This window comes from Pseudomonas sp. WC1 (assembly GCF_050586565.1).
Lineage (GTDB): Bacteria > Pseudomonadota > Gammaproteobacteria > Pseudomonadales > Pseudomonadaceae > Aquipseudomonas.
In genome coordinates this window covers 107,761-125,559 of record NZ_JBOBDQ010000005.1, presented here as the reverse complement: position 1 = coordinate 125,559, position 17,799 = coordinate 107,761, and the positions used below count along the sequence as shown (strand labels likewise).

The following is a 17,799-nucleotide window of genomic DNA, read 5'->3' as shown; positions in this document are numbered from 1 at the left end:
TAGCATCAGCCGAAGGCATTCCGCCCCCAATTCAGCGCAATGTGTCCTATCGATCTCGAGCAGTATCTGGAAACCGCCGGCAGGCTGGAGGCCAGAACGCTGGGTGTGATCCGCAAGATCGAGCAGCTCAGGAAGAAGGACGGCGACCTCAAGGCGAGTGCCGATCTGACACATTTATTTTCACTATATTGATTTGTGATATGAATCATGTCATTTTCAGGCCGCACCCAACCCATGGTTCCTTTCGGGCCATGGCTGGTAACGCCCCCACCGGAGCCAACAACATGAATAAAACCGGACTTCTCGGCGCGCTGGCACTCTGTGCCTGCAGCGCCTTCGCCCAGGCCGACGATGCCAGCCTGCGCATCGGCATCGAGGCCGCCTACCCGCCCTTTTCCTACCGCACCCCAGAAGGTGAGCTCGCCGGCTTTGACTACGACATCGGCAACGCGCTGTGCGCGCAGATGCAGGTCAAGTGCCAGTGGGTGATCCAGGAGTTCGACGGCATGATCCCGTCGCTGAAGGTACGCAAGATAGACGCCGTGCTGTCGTCGATGTCGATCACCGAGGATCGCTTGAAATCGGTCGATTTCACCGACAAGTACTACCACACCCCCGGCAAGTTCGCGATGAAGGCCGGCAGCCGCCTGGACACCCCGATGGTGGACCTGAAGGGCCGCAAAGTGGGCGTGCAGCGGGCCTCGACCTATGACCGCTTCGCCACCGAACAACTGGAACCGGCGGGCGTCGAAATCGTGCGCTACGCCTCGCAGAACGAAGCCTTCCTCGACCTGGTTTCCGGGCGCCTGGACGCCACCCTCGCCGATATCGTCAACACCGAGGAGAGCTTCATCAAGACCCCGGCGGGCCAAGGCTTCGCCCTGGTCGGCCCGGACATCGGCGACCCTCACTATTTTGGCCGCGGCGCCGGGATTGCCGTGCGCAAGGGCGACACCGCCAACCTCGCGCGGCTCAACGCCGCCATCGCCGCGATCCGCGCCAACGGCATCTACCAGCAGGTGCAGGGCAAGTACTTCCCGTTCGACATCTACGGCCAGTAACGCCGGCCGACGAGGGTTTTCATCATGCTTCATGGCTATGGATCGAGCATTCTCGATGGCGCCTGGCTGAGCATCAGCCTGGCACTGCTGGCGATGGCCTTGGCCATCGGCCTGGGCCTGTTCGGTGCGGCCTGCCGGTTATCACCGTTGCGATGGCTGGCGGCACTGGGCGAGGTCTATGCCACGGTAGTACGCGGCATCCCCGACCTGGTGCTGATCCTGCTGGTGTTCTACGGCGGCCAGGACCTGGTCAACCGCCTGGCACTGGCGCTGGGCTACGAACAGTACATCGACATCAACCCGTTCGTTGCCGGGGTGTGCACCATGGGCTTCATCTTCGGCGCCTACCTCTCGGAGACCTTTCGCGGCGCCTTCCTGGCGATCCCCAAGGGCCAGGCCGAGGCTGGCGCTGCCTATGGCATGAGCGGCCTGCAAGTGTTCTGGCGGATCAGCCTGCCGCAGATGGTGCGCCTGGCGCTGCCGGGCTTCACCAACAACTGGCTGGTGCTGACCAAGTCCACCGCGCTGATCTCGGTGATCGGCCTGCAGGACATGATGTTCAAGGCCAAGAACGCCGCCGACGCCACCCACCAGCCGTTCACCTTCTTCCTCGCCGTGGCCGCGCTGTACCTGCTGCTGACCAGCGTGTCGCTGCTGCTGTTGCGCGGTGTTGAACAACGTTACTCGGTCGGCTTCAAAGCCGCCGAACTCTAGGGGAGCTGCCCGATGACGCTCGACTATCAACTGATCTGGCAGAACCTGCCGCTGTACCTGAACGGCGTTGCCCTGACCCTCAAGGTGCTGCTGATTTCTCTGGCCTGTGGCCTGGCGCTGGCGATCCCCCTGGCGCTGATGCGTGTCTCGCGCACGTGCCTGCTGGGCTACCCCGCCTGGCTCTACACCTACGTGATCCGCGGCACGCCGATGCTGGTGCAGCTGTTCCTGGTGTACTACGGCCTGGCCCAGTTCGAGGCCGTGCGCCAGAGCCCGCTTTGGCCGTACCTGTCCAGCGCGACGTTCTGCACCTGCCTTGCCTTCGCCCTCAACACCAGCGCCTACAGCGCCGAGCTGCTGGCCGGGAGCCTGCGCTCGACGCCCCGGGGCGAGGTCGAGGCTGCCCGTGCCATGGGCATGTCACGGTTGACGCTGTACCGGCGCATCCTGCTGCCCTCGGCCTTGCGCCGCGCCCTGCCGCAGTACAGCAACGAAGTACTGATGATGCTGCAGACCACCAGCCTGGCGTCGATCGTCACCCTGGTGGACATCACCGGGGCGGCGAAGACCTTCAACGCACGCTACTACCTGCCTTTCGAGGCCTTCATCACCGCCGGGCTGATCTACCTGGCCCTGACGTTCATGCTGGTGCGCCTGTTCAAGCTGGCCGAGCGCCATTGGCTGGCCTACCTGGCACCGCGCAAGCACTAAGGAGCTTTCATGCAGCACATTGACCATACCCTGCCCTGGAGCGCCTGCGGCACCGAGCGTTCGCTGCGCGTGCTGCGCTTTGGCAGCGGCCCGCGCAAGGCCTATATCCAGGCTTCGCTGCACGCCGATGAATTGCCCGGGATGCGCGTGGCCATCGAACTCAAGCGCAGGTTGCTGGAGCTCGAGGCGCAGGGCCTGCTGGACGCGGTGATCGAACTGGTGCCCCTGGCCAACCCGATCGGTATCGGCCAGATGTTCCAGGCCACCCACCAGGGCCGCTTCGAGTTCAATAGCGGCAAGAACTTCAATCGCGATTTTCCGGCACTGACCGAAGCGCTGGCCGCGCACCTCGAAGGCCGCCTGGGCGGCGATGGCCAGGCTAACGTCACGACTATCCGCCGGGCCATGCTCGAGCTCCTTGATGAACTGCCCGCGCCACACTCGGAGCTCGATGGCCTGCGCCGCCTGCTGCTGCGCCACGCCTGCGACGCCGACCTGGTGCTGGACCTGCACTGCGATTTCGAGTCGGTGATGCTGCTGTACGCCATGCCGCACCACTGGGCGCAGTTGCGTCCGCTGGCCGCCCGCCTGGGCGCGCAAGCGGCGCTGCTGGCCGAGGGCGCCGGTGGCGACGCCTTCGACGAAGCCTGCGCCGCGCCCTGGCTGCACCTGCGCGAGTACTACCCTGATGCCGAGATCCCCCTGGCCTGCGTTGCGACCACCATCGAGTTGCGCGGCATGGCCGACACCGGGCGTGAGCAATGCCAGGCCAGCGCCGAACAGATCCTCGGCTACCTCGCCGACCAGGGCATGATCCGCGGCCCCTGGCCGGCTGCCCCGCAACACTGCTGCCAAGCCACGCCCTTCGCTGGCGCGCAATACGCCTACGCCGAGCACCCGGGCGTGGTCAGCTACCTGCAGCCGCTGGGCGCGCAGGTGCGCGTGGGTGATCCGCTGTTCGAAGTGCTCGACCCGCTCAACGACCGCCACAGCGTGGTCAGGGCCACCACCGACGGCATCCTCTATGCCCGTGAACGCCTGCGCTTCGCCCAGCCCGGCCTGTGGCTGGCCAAGGTTGCCGGCAACACCTCCATCCGCCAAGGTCGCCTGCTCAGCGACTGAACCCTGCGAGTACCGTCTGATGAACAAACTGCATATCCACGACCTGCACAAAAGCTACGGCAACCACCAGGTGCTCAAGGGCGTTTCGTTGCAGGCCGATGCCGGCGACGTGATCAGCATCATCGGCTCCAGCGGATCGGGCAAGAGCACTTTCCTGCGCTGCATCAACCTGCTCGAGCAACCCAACGCCGGGCAGATCCTGGTCAACGGCGAACAGCTCAAGCTGCGCGAGTGCCCCCGTGGCGGGCTGCGCGCGGCGGACCCACGCCAGTTACAGCGCCTGCGGGCGCGGTTGAGCATGGTCTTCCAGCACTTCAACCTGTGGGCGCACATGAGCGCCCTGGACAACGTCATGGAAGCCCCGGTGCACGTGCTCGGCATGAACCGCAAGGAAGCCCGCGAGAAAGCCGAGCACTACCTGGCCAAGGTCGGCGTCAGCCATCGCCGCGACGCCTACCCGGCGCACATGTCCGGTGGCGAGCAGCAACGGGTGGCCATTGCCCGGGCGCTGGCCATGGAGCCCGAGGTGATGCTGTTCGACGAACCGACCTCGGCGCTCGACCCGGAACTGGTCGGTGATGTGCTCAAGGTCATGCAGGACCTGGCGCAGGAGGGCCGGACCATGGTCGTGGTCACTCACGAGATGGGCTTTGCCCGCGAGGTGTCCAACCAGCTGCTATTCCTCCATCAGGGCCTGGCCGAGGAACGCGGCGACCCGCGCGAGGTGCTGGCACGGCCGCAGTCCGAGCGCCTGCGCCAGTTCCTCGCCGGTAGCCTGAAGTGACCCCGTGGCGCGCTGTGGCGGCCCGCCGCAGAGCGCCTTGGGATACACTACCCGGCAATTCACAGGGAGCCTTGCGCCGGATGTCGAGCCATACCAAGAACACCACGGTCTACGCCGCGCCGGTCATGCGCAAGCTGTCGGAGAGCCTGGCCGAACTGCCACCGTCGTTGCGCAAGGTCGCCGAGTACATCCTGCGCCACCCGCTGAAGGCCGCGACCCTGACCATCGAGGACATGGCCCAGGCTACCGCGACCTCGCCGGCGGCGGTCAATCGCCTGGCCAAGGCCCTGGACCTGGGCGGCTACAGCGGCATGAAGGCCGAGCTGGTGAGCACCCTGCAACAGATGGTCTCGCCGGTGGACAAGCTGCGTAACGAGCTGGCCCAACGCCCGGGCGGCGACTTTGGCTTGCATGAGCAGATCCAGAGCGCCACCAGCAACCTGGCGACCACCGCCAGCAACAACCAGGCCGATGCCTTCGAGGCGTTCGTCGACAGCCTGATCGCGGCGCGCAAGGTCTACGTGCTGGGCTTCGGCAACAGCGTGTACCTGGCCGGGCTGGCCGCCTCGACCCTGGTGCCGTTCTGCAGGGACACCTGTGCCATCAGCATGGAAGGTGGCAACGAGAATGCCGCCTACCGCCTGGCGGCGATCACCGAGCAGGACGTGCTGCTGGCCATCGCCCTGCCACGCTATTCGCAGGACACCCTGCAACTGTCGCGTTTCGCCCATGAGCGCAACGCAACGGTACTGGCGATCACCGACTCACCCGCCTCGCCGCTGGCGCCCATGGCCCACCATGTGTTGTACGCGCCCGCCGATCATCCGGTGCTGACCAGCTCCAACATCGCCGTGCTGGCATTGATCGAAGGGTTGGTGGCCGGGGTCATGGCGCGCAACAAGGAGGCGGTGAAACTGGCCACGGAGCTGACCGAAAGCGTGATGTCGTATCTGCATGTGCCGGGTGACAAGCTCACCAGAAAATAAGACGCGCCGGACAACATGGTCGTCGTGCGGGAACGGATTTACCGGTGGTCGCGGCGATCCGGCTGCCCCGATGAATCCGTTCCCGCAGGTTCATGTCATGTCAATGGATCTGGGCAGCAGTGGCCGCTCAGTCCTGCAGCTTCGCCGCCAACTGCCGGACCCGCTCGAGGTCGGCCTTGGCCACCTTGGCCAGGCCGGTGCCGTAGTCCGCATCCGCCTTGTAGAAGAACGACAGCATGATGTAGCGGCTCTCCTCATCTGCGGTCGCCAGGGCCTGGCCGAGGCTGTTGATCAGGTCGGTCTGGTCCTTCTTGCCGTAGGAACGGAACAGCTCGCCCGCCTGCTTGAAGTTCTGCTCGCGCTGGATCCTCGCCTGCTGGGTGCTGCCGCTCAGCGGGGTCTGCACATAACGGGCGTCGGCCTGCTCGTCACGCAGCTGGCGACGGCTCGGCTGGTAGTTCACGCCGCTGTCGGTGTGCCCGGCGTTCATCGCGCCATCCTGGTTGACGGTATTGACCTCGGCACGCGGGCGGTTCACCGGCAGGCTCAGGCCATTGGCGCCAACCCGGTACATCTGGGTATCGGCGTAGGCGAACAAACGTCCCTGGAGCAGGCGGTCCTCGGACGGTTCGATACCCGGTACCAGGTTCGACGGCGCCATGGCCACCTGCTCGGTCTCCTGGAAGAAGTTGTCGACGTTACGGTCGAGCACCATCTGGCCAATCTTGCGCTCCGGCACGTCGGGCCAGATCTTGGTCGCGTCCAGCGGGTCGAAGTCGAACTTGGCCAACTCCTCGGGCTTGAGCACCTGGATGTACAGGTCCCATTTCGGCAGCTTGCCCTGGTTGATCGCGCTGACCAGATCGTGGGTCATGTGGCTGTAGTCGCGGCCCTGTACCTGGGCGACCTGTTTCGGGTCGAGGTTCTTCTGCCCTTGCAGGCTCTTCCAGTGGAACTTCACGTAGTGCACCTGGCCCTTGGCGTTGACCAGCTTGTAGGCGTGCACGCTGTTGCCGTCCATCTCGCGGTAACTGGCCGGCGTGCCTTCGTTGGAGTACAGCAGGGTCAGGGTGCGGGTAGCTTCCGGTACATGGGAGAAGAAATCGAAGCGACGCGAGTCGTCATCGAGGTTGCTCCGTGGGTCGGGCTTGAAGGCGTGAACCATGTCCGGGAACTTGATCGCGTCGCGGATGAAGAAGGTCGGGAAGTTGTTGCCGACCAGATCCCAGTTGCCGTCGGCGGTGTAGAACTTGGTGGCGAAGCCGCGCGGGTCACGCAGGGTTTCCGGCGAGTGATTGCCGTGCACCACCGAGGAGAAGCGCACGAACACCGGGGTCTTCTCGCCGGGGCGGAACACCTTGGCCATGCTCAGGTCGCTGATGTCGGCACTGGCGGTGAACTGGCCATGGGCGCCGGTGCCACGTGCGTGCACCACGCGCTCGGGGATGCGTTCACGGTCGAAACGCTGCAGCTTCTGCAGCAGTTGCACGTCCTGTAGCAGCACCGAGCCGTTGGGGCCGGCAGTCTGCGAGTTCTGGTTGTCGCCCACCGGCGCGCCGTTATCACGGGTCAGGGTCGCGGCCTGCACGGACAGTGACAGCAGACTGGCGGCGAGACTGCCCGCCACCAGCAGGCGACCGGGTTGGAACAGCTTGAGCAAAGGGATCATGGGGTACTCCTAAAGGTTCTTTCAGGCGTCTTGATGCGCCTCGAAAAGGGTAAGTAGCCCGTGACCGATCCCTAAATTGATCCTGCTCATCAGTGCAATTGGTAATTTCAATCCTGTTTTTTATTCATGAATGCTACAGGCAGGCATAGGTGGCCTGGCCAAGCTCAGAAGTCCACCTTGCCGCGCCCCGCCTTGATCGTGCCGCGCTTGGACTTCGAGTCGAGGCGGCGGGTCTTTGAACCGAGGGTTGGCTTGGTCGGCCGGCGCTTCTTCTCGACCTTGCCGGCGCCGATGATCAGTTCGGCCAGACGCTCCAGGGCGTCGATGCGGTTCTGTTCCTGGGTGCGGTACTGCTGGGCCTTGATGATCAGCACGCCGTCAGCGGTGATGCGGCTGTCACGCAATGCCAGCAGTCGCTCCTTGTAGAAGGCGGGCAGCGACGAGGCCGCGATGTCGAAGCGCAGGTGCACGGCGCTGGAGACCTTGTTGACGTTCTGGCCGCCGGCGCCCTGCGCGCGAATATAGCTCAGCTCGATCTCGGCATCCGGTACCTGCACGTTGTTGGAGATGGTCAGCATGGTGTGCCTCTTGTGATAGCGCAGCCATTATCACATCTCCTTGGCTTCACTGCCGCGCCATGTGCCGCCGATATTGCCTGGCACGGGCGGCGTCGCTCCATTGCTGGCGCAGCAGCGCCCACCAGGGCGCCACCTGCGGATCGGGCGCCTTGGCTTCGCTCAGCCTGCGCAGCTGGAACTTGACCATCGCCATATTGCCCAGCGAGGCCAGCGCCTTGTTCTTCCAGGTGATCGGGCGCAGTTCCGGTACCGCCTCCTCCCCCGCCTGCCAGTCACGGGGCAAGGCCGGCGCGATGGCCAGCGCGGTACCGATACCGACCATCTCGACCCCGCTGTGCACCACCTGCTCGGCGACCGGTCGGCGGCGGATGCCGCCGGTGACCATCATCGGCATCTTCGCCACCCTGCGAATGTCCCGGGCAAACTCGAGGAAGTACGCCTCCCGCGCCAGCGTGCGGCCATCCCTGGCCTGGCCCTGCATCGCCGGGGCTTCGTAGCTGCCACCGGACAGCTCCACCAGGTCGACCGCCAGCTCATTGAGCAGGGCCACCACCTGCCGCGCATCGTCTGCGCTGAAGCCGCCGCGCTGGAAGTCCGCCGAGTTGAGCTTGACGGCCACGGCGAAGCCGGGGGACACCACTGCACGCACCGCCTTGACCACCTCCAGCAGCAGTCGCGCACGATTTTCCAAGGTGCCGCCCCACTGGTCGGTACGCTGGTTGCTCAGGGGCGAAAGGAACTGGCTGAGGAGGTAGCCATGGGCCGCGTGGATTTCCACCCCACTGAAACCCGCCTGCTCCCCCAGCCGCGCGGTGTTGGCAAAACGGCGGATCACATCTTCGATTACTTCGTGGGTCATCGCCCGCGGGGTGGAAAAATGCCTGGACATGCTGCCCAGGTCCAGCGCCACGGCCGACGGGCCCCAGGTTTCCTGGCCCAGGCTCGCAGGCATCTGCCGGCCGGGGTGGTTGATCTGCAACCAGAACTGCGCACCCTTCGAGCGGCCGATGGCGGCCCACTGGCGAAAACGCGCCAGGTGCCGGTCATCCTCCAGCACCACGCCGCCGGGGCCGGTCATGGCGCGGTTGTCGACCATGACGTTACCGCTGATGAGCAGGCCGGCGCCACCTTGCGCCCAAGCTTTGTACAAGCGCATCAGTCGGTCGGAGGGCGCATGGTTGGCGTCGGCCATGTTTTCTTCCATGGCGGCCTTGGCAATGCGGTTGGGGATGACCGCGCCATTGGGCAGGGTCAGGGGGGAGAACACGTCCATCGGCAATACCTCAACAAGTACGTGCCGCAGACGTTAGCTTTAAAGTCAACTTTAAGGTCAAGCCCTGAACCGGCAAAAATTTCGCCATTGACTCTCAAGTTGGGTTGAACGTTAGGGTGATTACGCAGCCCCGACATCATCTACCCTGGAGATACAGCACCGTGAAACTCGGAACCGCCACCGCCCTGGCCGGCGCCCTGCTGATACCCGTCACCCACGCCGCCAACGGCCTCCCTGAGCATGCCGACACCACGCAGATCGACATCGCCGGGCACCCGGTACCCGTGCTCAAGGGCGGGGTGTACGACCGTTACCGCTCCAACCCGCCGCTGCCAGTGATCCAGGCCGAGGCGCCGGACATTGACCTGAGCTGGTTCAAGGGCCTGGAGAAGACTCGGGTCGACATGGGTTTCGAGTCGTACTCGCCAAACTTCTACTACCGCAACAGCCGTGTCACCGCCGTCTACACCGCCGATCTCGAACGCCTGCGGGCGTTGATGCCCGCCGCCGTGCTGGAGCAGGTGCAGCCCCTGCAGGTATGGCCTGGGCGCGGCCTGGTGGCGTTCACCGCCTACACCTACGACTATTGCGACAACGACAGCTACAACGAGGTGGCCGTGTCGATCATTACCAACAGGCCCGGCAAGGCGAACCTCGGGCCCTTCTCTCTGGTCGGGCAGTCGATGGCCAAGGATTTCTGGGGCTATGTGCTCAAGCTGCCGGTCAACACCGAGCTTGCACGGGTGCGCGGCGTGGTGGGCTACAACCTGCCCAAGTGGCTGACCGGGATCGACCGGCGCGAGGACGCCCAGGCGGTAACCTACACCATCGGCGATGCGCGAAGCGGCGAGGTGGACGTGGTGTTCAGGGCCAGGAAGCTCGACGGGTTGTCCCACGAGCCAGACCTTGTGACCAACAGTTTCACCAACCTCGATCACCAGAGCCGGTTGGCCTACGGCTACGCCACCTCGCGGCAGGTCAGCCATGCCTCCAGCATGAAGGCTGATTCAGTGGAACTGGTGCTGGGGGATGGCGAACTGTCGCGCTATATCCGTGATCTGCAGCTGGGGCGGATGGTCAAGTACGAGTATGTGCCCGAGTTCCAGAGCGCGCTGTATGCGCCCAAGCCATTGGCGGCGCTTGACTGAAACGATGCAGGCCCCCTGTGGCAGCGGCGCTGCTACAGGTCCGCGACCCGCGCCTTTTCCTGAGCCATTTCCTCACGCAGCCGCTCCAGTACCCGCTGCGAATTGTCCACGCACTGCATGCCTTCGGGCTTGCTCTCGATCCCTTCGATCACCAGCAACAACTGCGCCTTGTTGCGTGCCAGGCGCGCCTGCAGGCGTTCGATTTCCTCGACCTTGCGCCTGAGCCCAGCGAGCAGTTCATCGTGCTGCCAGCCCTTGGCCTTGGCCGGCAACAACTGGCGGATCTCCTCCAGCGAGAACCCGGCGGCCTGGGCGTTGGTGATCATCTCAAGCACCCACACCGCATCGGCGTCGTAGTCGCGGTAGCCATTGGCCTTGCGCTCGACCGAGCTGATCAGCCCACTGGCCTCGTAGAAGCGGATACGCGAAGGGGCCAGACCCGTAAGCTTGGCCAGCTCTCCTATTCTCATGCGGCACCTTTGCAATTGCATTGACCTTGAAGTGCACTTTAATCCTAGAGTTGTCCGGTGGCCAGTGCCCCCTCACTGCCCACCTTCACCAGCTCCTCACCCAAGAATCAGGAGACGCGAAATGGCATACGTCACAACCCCGGAAGGACTCGAGATCTTCTACAAGGACTGGGGCCCGCGGGACGCCCAGGTGATCTTCTTCCATCACGGCTGGCCGCTCAGCGCCGACGACTGGGACGCGCAACTGCTGTTCTTCGTCGCCGAAGGCTACCGCGTGGTCGCCCATGACCGCCGTGGCCATGGCCGTTCGAGCCAGGTCTGGGACGGCCACGACATGGACCACTACGCCGACGACGTGGCGGCGGTGGTCAAGCACCTGGGTGTCGAGGGGGCGATTCATGTCGGGCACTCCACCGGCGGTGGCGAGGTGATCCACTACATGGCCCGCCATCCCGAGGACAAGGTGCCCAAGGCAGCCATTATCGCCGCCGTGCCGCCGCTGATGGTCCAGACCGCCAGCAACCCCGGTGGCCTGCCCAAGTCAGTGTTCGACGACCTTCAGGCCCAGCTCAAGGCCAACCGCGCGCAGTTCTACCACGATATCCCGGCGGGGCCGTTCTACGGCTACAACCGCCCCGGCGCCAAGGCGGATCAGGGCGTGATCCTCAACTGGTGGCGCCAGGGCATGATGGGCGGCGCCCAGGCACACTACGACGGCATCGTCGCGTTCTCCCAGACCGATTTCACCGAATCGCTAAAAAAGGTGACGGTGCCGGTACTGGTCATGCATGGCGACGACGACCAGATCGTGCCCTACGACAATTCGGGGCCACTCTCGGCCAAGTTGCTGCCCAAGGGCACCCTGAAGACCTACAAGGGCTACCCCCATGGCATGCCCACCACCCACGCCGACGTGATCAACCAGGACCTGCTGGCATTTTTCCGCAGCTGACAGGCCTGGGCTCGGGCGGCGTCATCCCTGGCGCCGCCCCTTGCCGCGCGCGGCTTTCTGCGCGGTCGAGTCATGTTGCGTACCGGCGGAACCATCCGGTCGATGGGCGTCGTTGTCGCGTTCGGCCTCGCCGGCGGGGCGCGGCTGGCGACGATCTGGCTGCTGTTTCATGCTCATCTCCTGGCTTTTGCTGTGTTCACGGGGTCACTCATGACCAATCCTCCTCTTCACAGGCGCCTGTCCGAGATGGGCACGACGGCTTTGAACCGAGGAAGCCCCGAGCGCCGCCAAAGTTCAGCGCGGATCCTGCGCCCGGTATGGACAGCCGCCGCGCGGCGGTGCTGCACCAAACCGCAGGCGCGAGCGCAACGGCAAGGTCTCGATCATCCGTCAGGAATGAACCCGACCATCGGCTGACGCCACATCAGGCCGCAGACTGCGCGGCACCGAGCAGTTTCTTCTGCGCCTGCATCGCCTGCCCCATGTCCTCCAGCGCCTGTTTACCGAGCAATTTCCTCGCGGTCGGAAACAGCTCGCCCTCCTCCTCCTCGATATGGTGCTCGAGCAACTCCTTCATCACCTTGACCCGCCCTGCGAATTCGACGGTGTCGGTGGCGGTACCCAGCAGGTCGGGCAGGACCAGCGAATCGACCGTGCGGTGCTCCTCCTTGGCCTCGTGGTACATCTTTGCCTCCTCTCGGCCCCCGGCCTGCTTGATGGCCGGATAGAGGATGCGCTCTTCGAGCTCGGTGTGGATCTTCAGCTCCTGCTCGATACGCGCCAGCAACTCGCCACGTTTCTTTACCGCGCGCTCGGTGGTGGCCGCCAGCTCGTCGAGCAGCTTCTTCACGTTCTTGTGGTCTTGCTCCAGCAATTCGATGGCATTCATGGCAGACATGGCAGACCTCGTCGGTTATCGAGAATGGGCATTGCCTCCGGTTGAGCCACGCCCGCCCGAGGTGTTCGACAGAGACGATGAACGGTGGCAGCACGTGCATTGCCTGCAACGAACTATGAACCTGATGCGCCTGCCGACGCTCTGAGCTGTTAACCCCCAGGCCAAGGTGAGCCATGGAGCTGATCGTCGCGCGCCCCGAAGGGCTGTACTGCCCACCCGGTGATTTCTACATCGACCCCTGGCGGCCGGTCGATCGAGCAGTGATCACCCACGCTCACGGTGACCATGCCCGGCGCGGCAATCGCCACTACCTCGCCGCGACGCCCGGCGCCGGGATACTGCGCGCCCGCCTGGGCGAGGACATCGACCTGCAGACCCTGCCCTACGGCACGCCGCTTGCGCACCACGGCGTGACCCTGAGCTTTCACCCCGCCGGCCACGTGCTCGGCTCGGCCCAGGTGCGCCTGGCATACCGCGGCGAGGTGTGGGTCGCCTCTGGCGACTACAAGGTCGAGCGGGACGGCACCTGCGAAGCCTTCGACCCTGTGCGCTGCCACACCTTCATCAGCGAATCGACCTTCGGCCTGCCGATCTACCGTTGGCAACCCCAGGCCTGCGTTTTCGCCGACATCGACGCCTGGTGGCGCGCCAATGCCGCCGCCGGGCGGCCGAGCGTGCTGTTCGCCTACGCCTTCGGCAAGGCCCAGCGGATTCTCCACGGCATCGACGCCAGCATCGGCCCGGTGCTGGTGCATGGCGCGGTGGAGCCGCTGAACCGGGTCTATCGCGCCGCCGGTGTGCGCCTGCCCGAAACCCTGCCCGCCACGGCGACCGCCAAGGGCGATCCCTTGCTGCAGCGGGCGCTGGTCCTCGCCCCACCCTCGGCGGGCGGCAGTACCTGGATGCGCCGTTTCGGCGACTACAGCGACGCCTTCGCCAGCGGCTGGATGCTGCTGCGCGGGGCGCGCCGTCGGCGCGGCGTTGACCGGGGCTTCGTGCTCTCCGACCACGCCGACTGGCCCGGCCTACTCTGGGCCATCGAGCAGAGCGGTGCCGAGCGGGTGATGGTCACTCACGGCCAGGTCAACGTGCTTGTTCGCTACCTGACCGAACGGGGCCTGGATGCCCGAGCCTTCCAGACCGAGTACGGCGAGGAAGACGACAGCCTGGAGCCGACCAACTGATGAGAGCCTTCGCCGAACTCTACGCCCGGCTCGATGCCACCACCTCGAGCAATGCCAAGCTCGCCGCGCTGCAGGACTACCTGGCCACCGCGCCACCTGCCGATGCCGCCTGGGCGGTGTACTTTCTCGCTGGCGGGCGCCCCCGCCAGGTGGTGCCGACCCGTGTGCTGCGCGACCTGGCGATCCGCCTGTGCGGCCTGCCCGAGTGGTTGTTCGAGGAGAGCTACCAGGCCGTCGGCGACTTCGCCGAAACCCTTTCGCTGTTGCTGCCAGAGTCCACCCAGGTCGCGGATGAAAGTTTGCAGTGGTGGCTGGAGCAACTGCTGCCGCTGCGCGGCCTGCCCCCCGAGGAACTCGCGCCGCGCTTGCAGGCGCTGTGGACGCGGCTCGACCGGCAAAGCCTGATGGTCAGCCTCAAGCTGCTCACCGGTGGTTTTCGCGTCGGTGTCTCGAAACTGCTGGTGACCCGCGCCCTGGCCGCGCTGGCCGGGGTCGACGCCAAGCGTGTCGCGCAGCGCATGGTCGGCTACACCGACCTTGCGCACCAGCCGACGCCCCAGCGCTACCTGGCGTTGGTCGCCCAGGAGTCGGCCGAGGAACATGCCCAGCGCGGCGGTCAGCCCTACCCGTTCTTCCTCGCCCACCCGCTGCAGGAGCCGCTCGAGCGTTTCGACGCGGTGCTCGGCCCGCCCCAGCAGTGGCTGGTGGAATGGAAGTGGGACGGCATCCGCGCCCAACTGGTGAAACGGGATGGGCGTGCCTGGCTGTGGTCGCGGGGCGAGGAGCTGATCACCGAGCGCTTCCCCGAACTCGCCCGCCTGGCCGCCGCGCTGCCCGATGGCACCGTGCTCGATGGCGAGCTGGTGATCTGGAAAGCACCTGCCGACAATGGCGACTCCCCGTTCGGCGTCCAGCCGTTCGCCCTGCTGCAGCAACGCATCGGCCGCAAGACCTTGGGCAAGAAGCTGCTGGACGAGTTGCCCGCCGCGCTGCTGGCCTATGACCTGCTGGAGTGGCAAGGCGAAGACTGGCGCAGCCGCAGCCAGGAACAGCGTCGGGAGCAGCTCGAGGCGCTGGTCGATAGCATCGGCGATGCGCATTTGCGCCTGTCGCCGCGCGTGGCCGGCGACGACTGGCAGGCACTCGCCCGCCAGCGCGAGGCCTCGCGCCAGCTGGGCGTCGAGGGCATGATGCTCAAGCGCCGTGACTCGTTGTATGGCGTGGGCCGCACCCGCGACCTGGGCCTGTGGTGGAAATGGAAGATCGACCCGTTCAGCATCGACGCGGTGTTGATCTATGCCCAGCGCGGCCATGGCCGGCGCGCCAGCCTGTACAGCGATTACACCTTCGCGGTATGGGACGACAGTGCCCCGGGCGAGCGGGTGCTGGTGCCCTTCGCCAAGGCCTACTCCGGTCTCACGGACGAAGAGATGCGCAAGGTCGATGCTATCGTGCGCAGGACCACGGTGGACAAGTTCGGTCCGGTACGCAGCGTCACCCCGACCCTGGTGTTCGAACTGGGTTTCGAAGGCATCGCCCTGTCCAAGCGCCACAAGAGCGGCATCGCGGTGCGCTTTCCACGCATGCTGCGCTGGCGCACCGACAAGACCATCGAACAGGCCGACACGCTGGCCACCTTGCAGGGACTGCTGTGATGGTCAAGCGCCGCCAGCCTTCCAGCCGCTGGTTCACCGAGCGCGGCTGGAAGCCGTTCACCTTCCAGAAGGCCGTCTGGCAAGCCGTGGCCGACGGCGAATCGGGGCTGCTGCACGCCGCCACCGGCGCCGGCAAGACCTATGCCGTGTGGTTCGCCGCGCTGGATCGCTTCGCCGGGCAGTATGCCTCCCAGCCCATGCCGGCACGTCGCGCCAAGCCCGCCATGGCGCCGCTGACCCTGCTGTGGGTCACCCCCATGCGAGCCCTGGCTGCCGACACAGCCAGGGCGCTGCAGGCCCCCCTGGACGACCTGGGGATCGGCTGGAGCATCGGCCTGCGCACCGGCGACACCGGCAGCGCCGAACGCGCCCGCCAGGCACGGCGCCTGCCCAGCGTCCTGATCACCACACCGGAAAGCCTGACGCTGCTGCTGACCCAGGCCAATGCGTGCGAGGCGTTCGCCGGCCTGTGCATGCTGGTGGTGGATGAATGGCACGAGTTGCTCGGCAACAAACGGGGCGTGCAGTTGCAACTGGCCCTCGCCCGCCTGCGCTGCTGGCAGCCGTCGCTGCTGGTCTGGGCGCTTTCGGCCACGCTGGGCAACCTGGATCACGCGCGGCAAGTGCTGATGCCGGCGGGCCGCCTGGTGCAGGGGCACGACGCCAAGGACCTGCGTATCGACACCCTGCTGCCGCCCGCCATCGAACGCTTTCCCTGGGCCGGGCACTTGGGCCTGCGCATGCTCGGGCAGGTCGTCGAGCAATTGCAAGGCAGCGCCACCACGCTGGTGTTCACCAACACCCGCTCGCAGGCGGAGACCTGGTACCAGGCGCTGTTGCAGGCGCGGCCCGATTGGGCTGGGCTGTTGGCACTGCACCATGGTTCGCTGTCGCGTGAGGTGCGCGACTGGGTGGAGCTGGCCTTGAAGAAAGGCCAGTTGAAGGCGGTGGTCTGTACGTCCAGCCTGGACCTGGGGGTCGACTTCCTGCCCGTGGAGCGCGTGCTACAGGTCGGCTCGGCCAAAGGAGTGGCGCGCCTGATGCAGCGCGCCGGGCGCTCCGGCCACGCCCCCGGCCGGCCCTCGCGCGCCACGCTGGTGCCGACCCACAGCCTGGAACTGCTGGAGGCGGCAGCCGCACGCAGGGCGGTGGCCCAGGGCAAGGTCGAGGCGCGCCAGGCCCCCGAGCGGCCACTGGATGTGCTGGTCCAGCACCTGGTGAGCATGGCCCTCGGCGATGGCTTTGAGGCCCAGGACATGCTCGCCGAAGTGCGCAGCGCCTGGTCGTACCGCGACCTGAGCGACACGCAATGGGCATGGGCCCTGGCGTTCATCCGCCACGGCGGTCTCTCGCTCACGGCCTACCCCGATTTCCGCCGCGCCGAGCCGGACGCAGAAGGCCGCTGGCGGGTGCCCGATGCACGCCTGGCACGGCGTCACCGCATGAGCATCGGTACCCTGGTCAGCGATGCCAGCCTGACCGTGAAGTTCTGGGCGCGCGGTGGCAGCGGATCGCTGGGCAGCGTCGAGGAAGGCTTCATCGCCCGCCTGCGCCCAGGCGACCATTTCCTGTTCGCCGGCCGCACCCTGGAGCTGGTAGAGGTGCGCGAAATGACTGTCTACGTGCGCCGCGCCAGCGACCGCAAGGCCGCCATCCCGCGCTGGAACGGCGGGCGCATGCCGCTCTCGGGCGAACTGGCCGAGGCGATGCTGGCCGAACTGGACGCGGCGGACCAGGGTGTCTTCCAAGGCCCGGAAATGCGCCTGCTGCGCCCGTTGCTGGAGGTGCAGAAAGCCTGGTCGGCGCTGCCCGGCAAAAACGTCCTGCTGGCCGAGACCCTGAAGTCCCGCGAGGGCTGGCATCTGTTTCTCTATCCCTTCGCCGGGCGCTCGGTGCACCTGGGCCTGGCCAGCTTGCTGGCCTGGCGCCTGGCCCGGGATACGCCGCTGAGTTTCTCCATCGCGGTCAACGACTACGGCCTGGAACTGCTGTGCGCCAGCGCCATCGACTACGCCGGTGCCCTGACCCCGGCGCTGTTCGACAGCCAAGACCTGTTGCCCGAGGTGCTAGCCAGTCTCAATGCCGGCGAGCTGGCGCGCCGGCGCTTTCGCGAGATCGCCCGGATCGCCGGACTGGTGTTCACCGGCTACCCCGGTGCGCCGAAGAGCGCGCGCCAGTTGCAGGCCTCCAGCGGGCTGTACTTCGATGTGTTCAGGCAGCACGACCCGGAAAACCTGCTACTGACCCAGGCCCGCCAGGAGGTGCTGAGCCAGGAGCTGGATGTGCAACGCCTGCGCCAGACCCTGCAGCGCTTGCAGCCTCTGCCGCTGCAACTGCGAAGCATCAGGCGCGCCACACCGTTCGCCTTTCCGCTGATGGTCGAGCGCTTTCGCGAGAGCCTCAGCTCGGAAAAACTCGCCGACCGGATCCGGCGCATGGTCAGCGACCTGGAGCAGGCCGCAGGTGCCGGGGCACAGGAGCCTGCGGCGTTGACCACGCTGATGGTCGAGGATGACACGCGTGAACCTGGCCGCGCGCACAAGGCCAGGCGCAGCAAGGACGGCCGGCCACGCCCGGCCAGGCAGCGGTCCTGA

The 17,799-nt window shown here is 66.0% G+C and carries 17 protein-coding genes; 11 read left to right on the top strand and 6 right to left on the bottom strand.

From position 1 onward, the window contains the following. Nucleotides 1–284: 284 nt before the first annotated feature. From ACQ4OD_RS03845 to ACQ4OD_RS03820, 6 genes are all read left to right on the top strand, one after another. Nucleotides 285–1,061, top strand: coding sequence for an ABC transporter substrate-binding protein (locus ACQ4OD_RS03845; protein WP_102685262.1), 777 nt, complete (start codon nt 285–287; stop codon nt 1,059–1,061). Nucleotides 1,062–1,085: 24 nt separating this feature from the next. After that, complete coding sequence (locus ACQ4OD_RS03840; protein WP_430943902.1) at nt 1,086–1,775, top strand: ABC transporter permease; 690 nt, start codon at nt 1,086–1,088, stop codon at nt 1,773–1,775. A gap of 12 nt (nt 1,776–1,787) precedes the next feature. Further along, complete coding sequence (locus tag ACQ4OD_RS03835; RefSeq protein WP_102685260.1) at nt 1,788–2,486, top strand: ABC transporter permease; 699 nt, start codon at nt 1,788–1,790, stop codon at nt 2,484–2,486. A gap of 9 nt (nt 2,487–2,495) precedes the next feature. Further along, a complete protein-coding gene (locus ACQ4OD_RS03830; protein ID WP_198754294.1) occupies nt 2,496–3,608 on the top strand; it encodes a succinylglutamate desuccinylase/aspartoacylase family protein in 1,113 nt (370 codons plus the stop codon). Nucleotides 3,609–3,627: 19 nt separating this feature from the next. Further along, nucleotides 3,628–4,392 (top strand): ABC transporter ATP-binding protein, encoded by a 765-nt coding sequence (locus ACQ4OD_RS03825; protein WP_198754295.1) that lies wholly within the window; start codon nt 3,628–3,630, stop codon nt 4,390–4,392. 80 nt (nt 4,393–4,472) lie between these two features. Further along, nucleotides 4,473–5,378 (top strand): MurR/RpiR family transcriptional regulator, encoded by a 906-nt coding sequence (locus tag ACQ4OD_RS03820; protein ID WP_102685257.1) that lies wholly within the window; start codon nt 4,473–4,475, stop codon nt 5,376–5,378. Nucleotides 5,379–5,505: 127 nt separating this feature from the next. Here the strand turns inward: ACQ4OD_RS03820 and katB are convergent, their stop codons facing one another. The 3 genes from katB to ACQ4OD_RS03805 form a co-directional block, all read right to left on the bottom strand. Next, entirely contained in the window at nt 5,506–7,047 is a 1,542-nt protein-coding gene (gene katB / locus ACQ4OD_RS03815) for a catalase KatB (protein ID WP_198754296.1), read from the bottom strand. Nucleotides 7,048–7,211: 164 nt separating this feature from the next. Beyond that, nucleotides 7,212–7,625, bottom strand: a complete 414-nt coding sequence (gene arfB, locus ACQ4OD_RS03810) for an alternative ribosome rescue aminoacyl-tRNA hydrolase ArfB (protein ID WP_102685255.1) — start codon at nt 7,623–7,625, stop codon at nt 7,212–7,214. 46 nt (nt 7,626–7,671) lie between these two features. Next, entirely contained in the window at nt 7,672–8,898 is a 1,227-nt protein-coding gene (locus tag ACQ4OD_RS03805) for an NADH:flavin oxidoreductase/NADH oxidase family protein (protein WP_198754297.1), read from the bottom strand. A gap of 185 nt (nt 8,899–9,083) precedes the next feature. On the opposite strand from ACQ4OD_RS03805, the gene ACQ4OD_RS03800 reads away from it, so the two are divergent. Further along, nucleotides 9,084–10,046: an acetoacetate decarboxylase (ADC) gene (locus tag ACQ4OD_RS03800; RefSeq protein ID WP_430943918.1), complete on the top strand. Its 963-nt coding sequence runs from the start codon at nt 9,084–9,086 to the stop codon at nt 10,044–10,046. A 32-nt stretch (nt 10,047–10,078) separates the two neighbouring features. Here ACQ4OD_RS03800 and ACQ4OD_RS03795 read toward each other — a convergent pair whose 3' ends face one another. Beyond that, nucleotides 10,079–10,516, bottom strand: a complete 438-nt coding sequence (locus ACQ4OD_RS03795; RefSeq protein WP_102685253.1) for a MerR family transcriptional regulator — start codon at nt 10,514–10,516, stop codon at nt 10,079–10,081. Between the two features lie 121 nt (nt 10,517–10,637). Here ACQ4OD_RS03795 and ACQ4OD_RS03790 point away from each other — a divergent pair, with 121 nt between their 5' ends. Further along, nucleotides 10,638–11,468 carry an alpha/beta fold hydrolase gene (locus tag ACQ4OD_RS03790; RefSeq protein WP_139671184.1) on the top strand — a complete coding sequence of 277 codons (831 nt, stop codon included), beginning with the start codon at nt 10,638–10,640 and terminating at the stop codon, nt 11,466–11,468. Between the two features lie 21 nt (nt 11,469–11,489). On the opposite strand, the gene ACQ4OD_RS03785 is transcribed toward ACQ4OD_RS03790, so the two are convergent. Together ACQ4OD_RS03785 and ACQ4OD_RS03780 are read right to left on the bottom strand one after the other, a co-directional pair. Beyond that, a complete protein-coding gene (locus ACQ4OD_RS03785) occupies nt 11,490–11,639 on the bottom strand; it encodes a hypothetical protein (protein WP_430943901.1) in 150 nt (49 codons plus the stop codon). 253 nt (nt 11,640–11,892) lie between these two features. Next, nucleotides 11,893–12,357 (bottom strand): hemerythrin domain-containing protein, encoded by a 465-nt coding sequence (locus ACQ4OD_RS03780; RefSeq protein WP_102685251.1) that lies wholly within the window; start codon nt 12,355–12,357, stop codon nt 11,893–11,895. Nucleotides 12,358–12,539: 182 nt separating this feature from the next. Here ACQ4OD_RS03780 and ACQ4OD_RS03775 point away from each other — a divergent pair, with 182 nt between their 5' ends. From ACQ4OD_RS03775 to ACQ4OD_RS03765, 3 genes are read left to right on the top strand one after another with little or no spacing between them, the layout of a single operon-like run. After that, complete coding sequence (locus ACQ4OD_RS03775; RefSeq protein ID WP_198754299.1) at nt 12,540–13,550, top strand: ligase-associated DNA damage response exonuclease; 1,011 nt, start codon at nt 12,540–12,542, stop codon at nt 13,548–13,550. Continuing rightward, the gene (locus ACQ4OD_RS03770) at nt 13,550–15,205 is read left to right on the top strand and encodes an ATP-dependent DNA ligase (RefSeq protein ID WP_430943900.1); all 1,656 of its coding nucleotides are present in this window, start codon (nt 13,550–13,552) and stop codon (nt 15,203–15,205) included. The genes ACQ4OD_RS03775 and ACQ4OD_RS03770 overlap by 1 nt, the downstream gene beginning before the upstream one ends. Then, a complete protein-coding gene (locus tag ACQ4OD_RS03765) occupies nt 15,205–17,799 on the top strand; it encodes a ligase-associated DNA damage response DEXH box helicase (RefSeq protein ID WP_430943899.1) in 2,595 nt (864 codons plus the stop codon). The genes ACQ4OD_RS03770 and ACQ4OD_RS03765 overlap by 1 nt, the downstream gene beginning before the upstream one ends.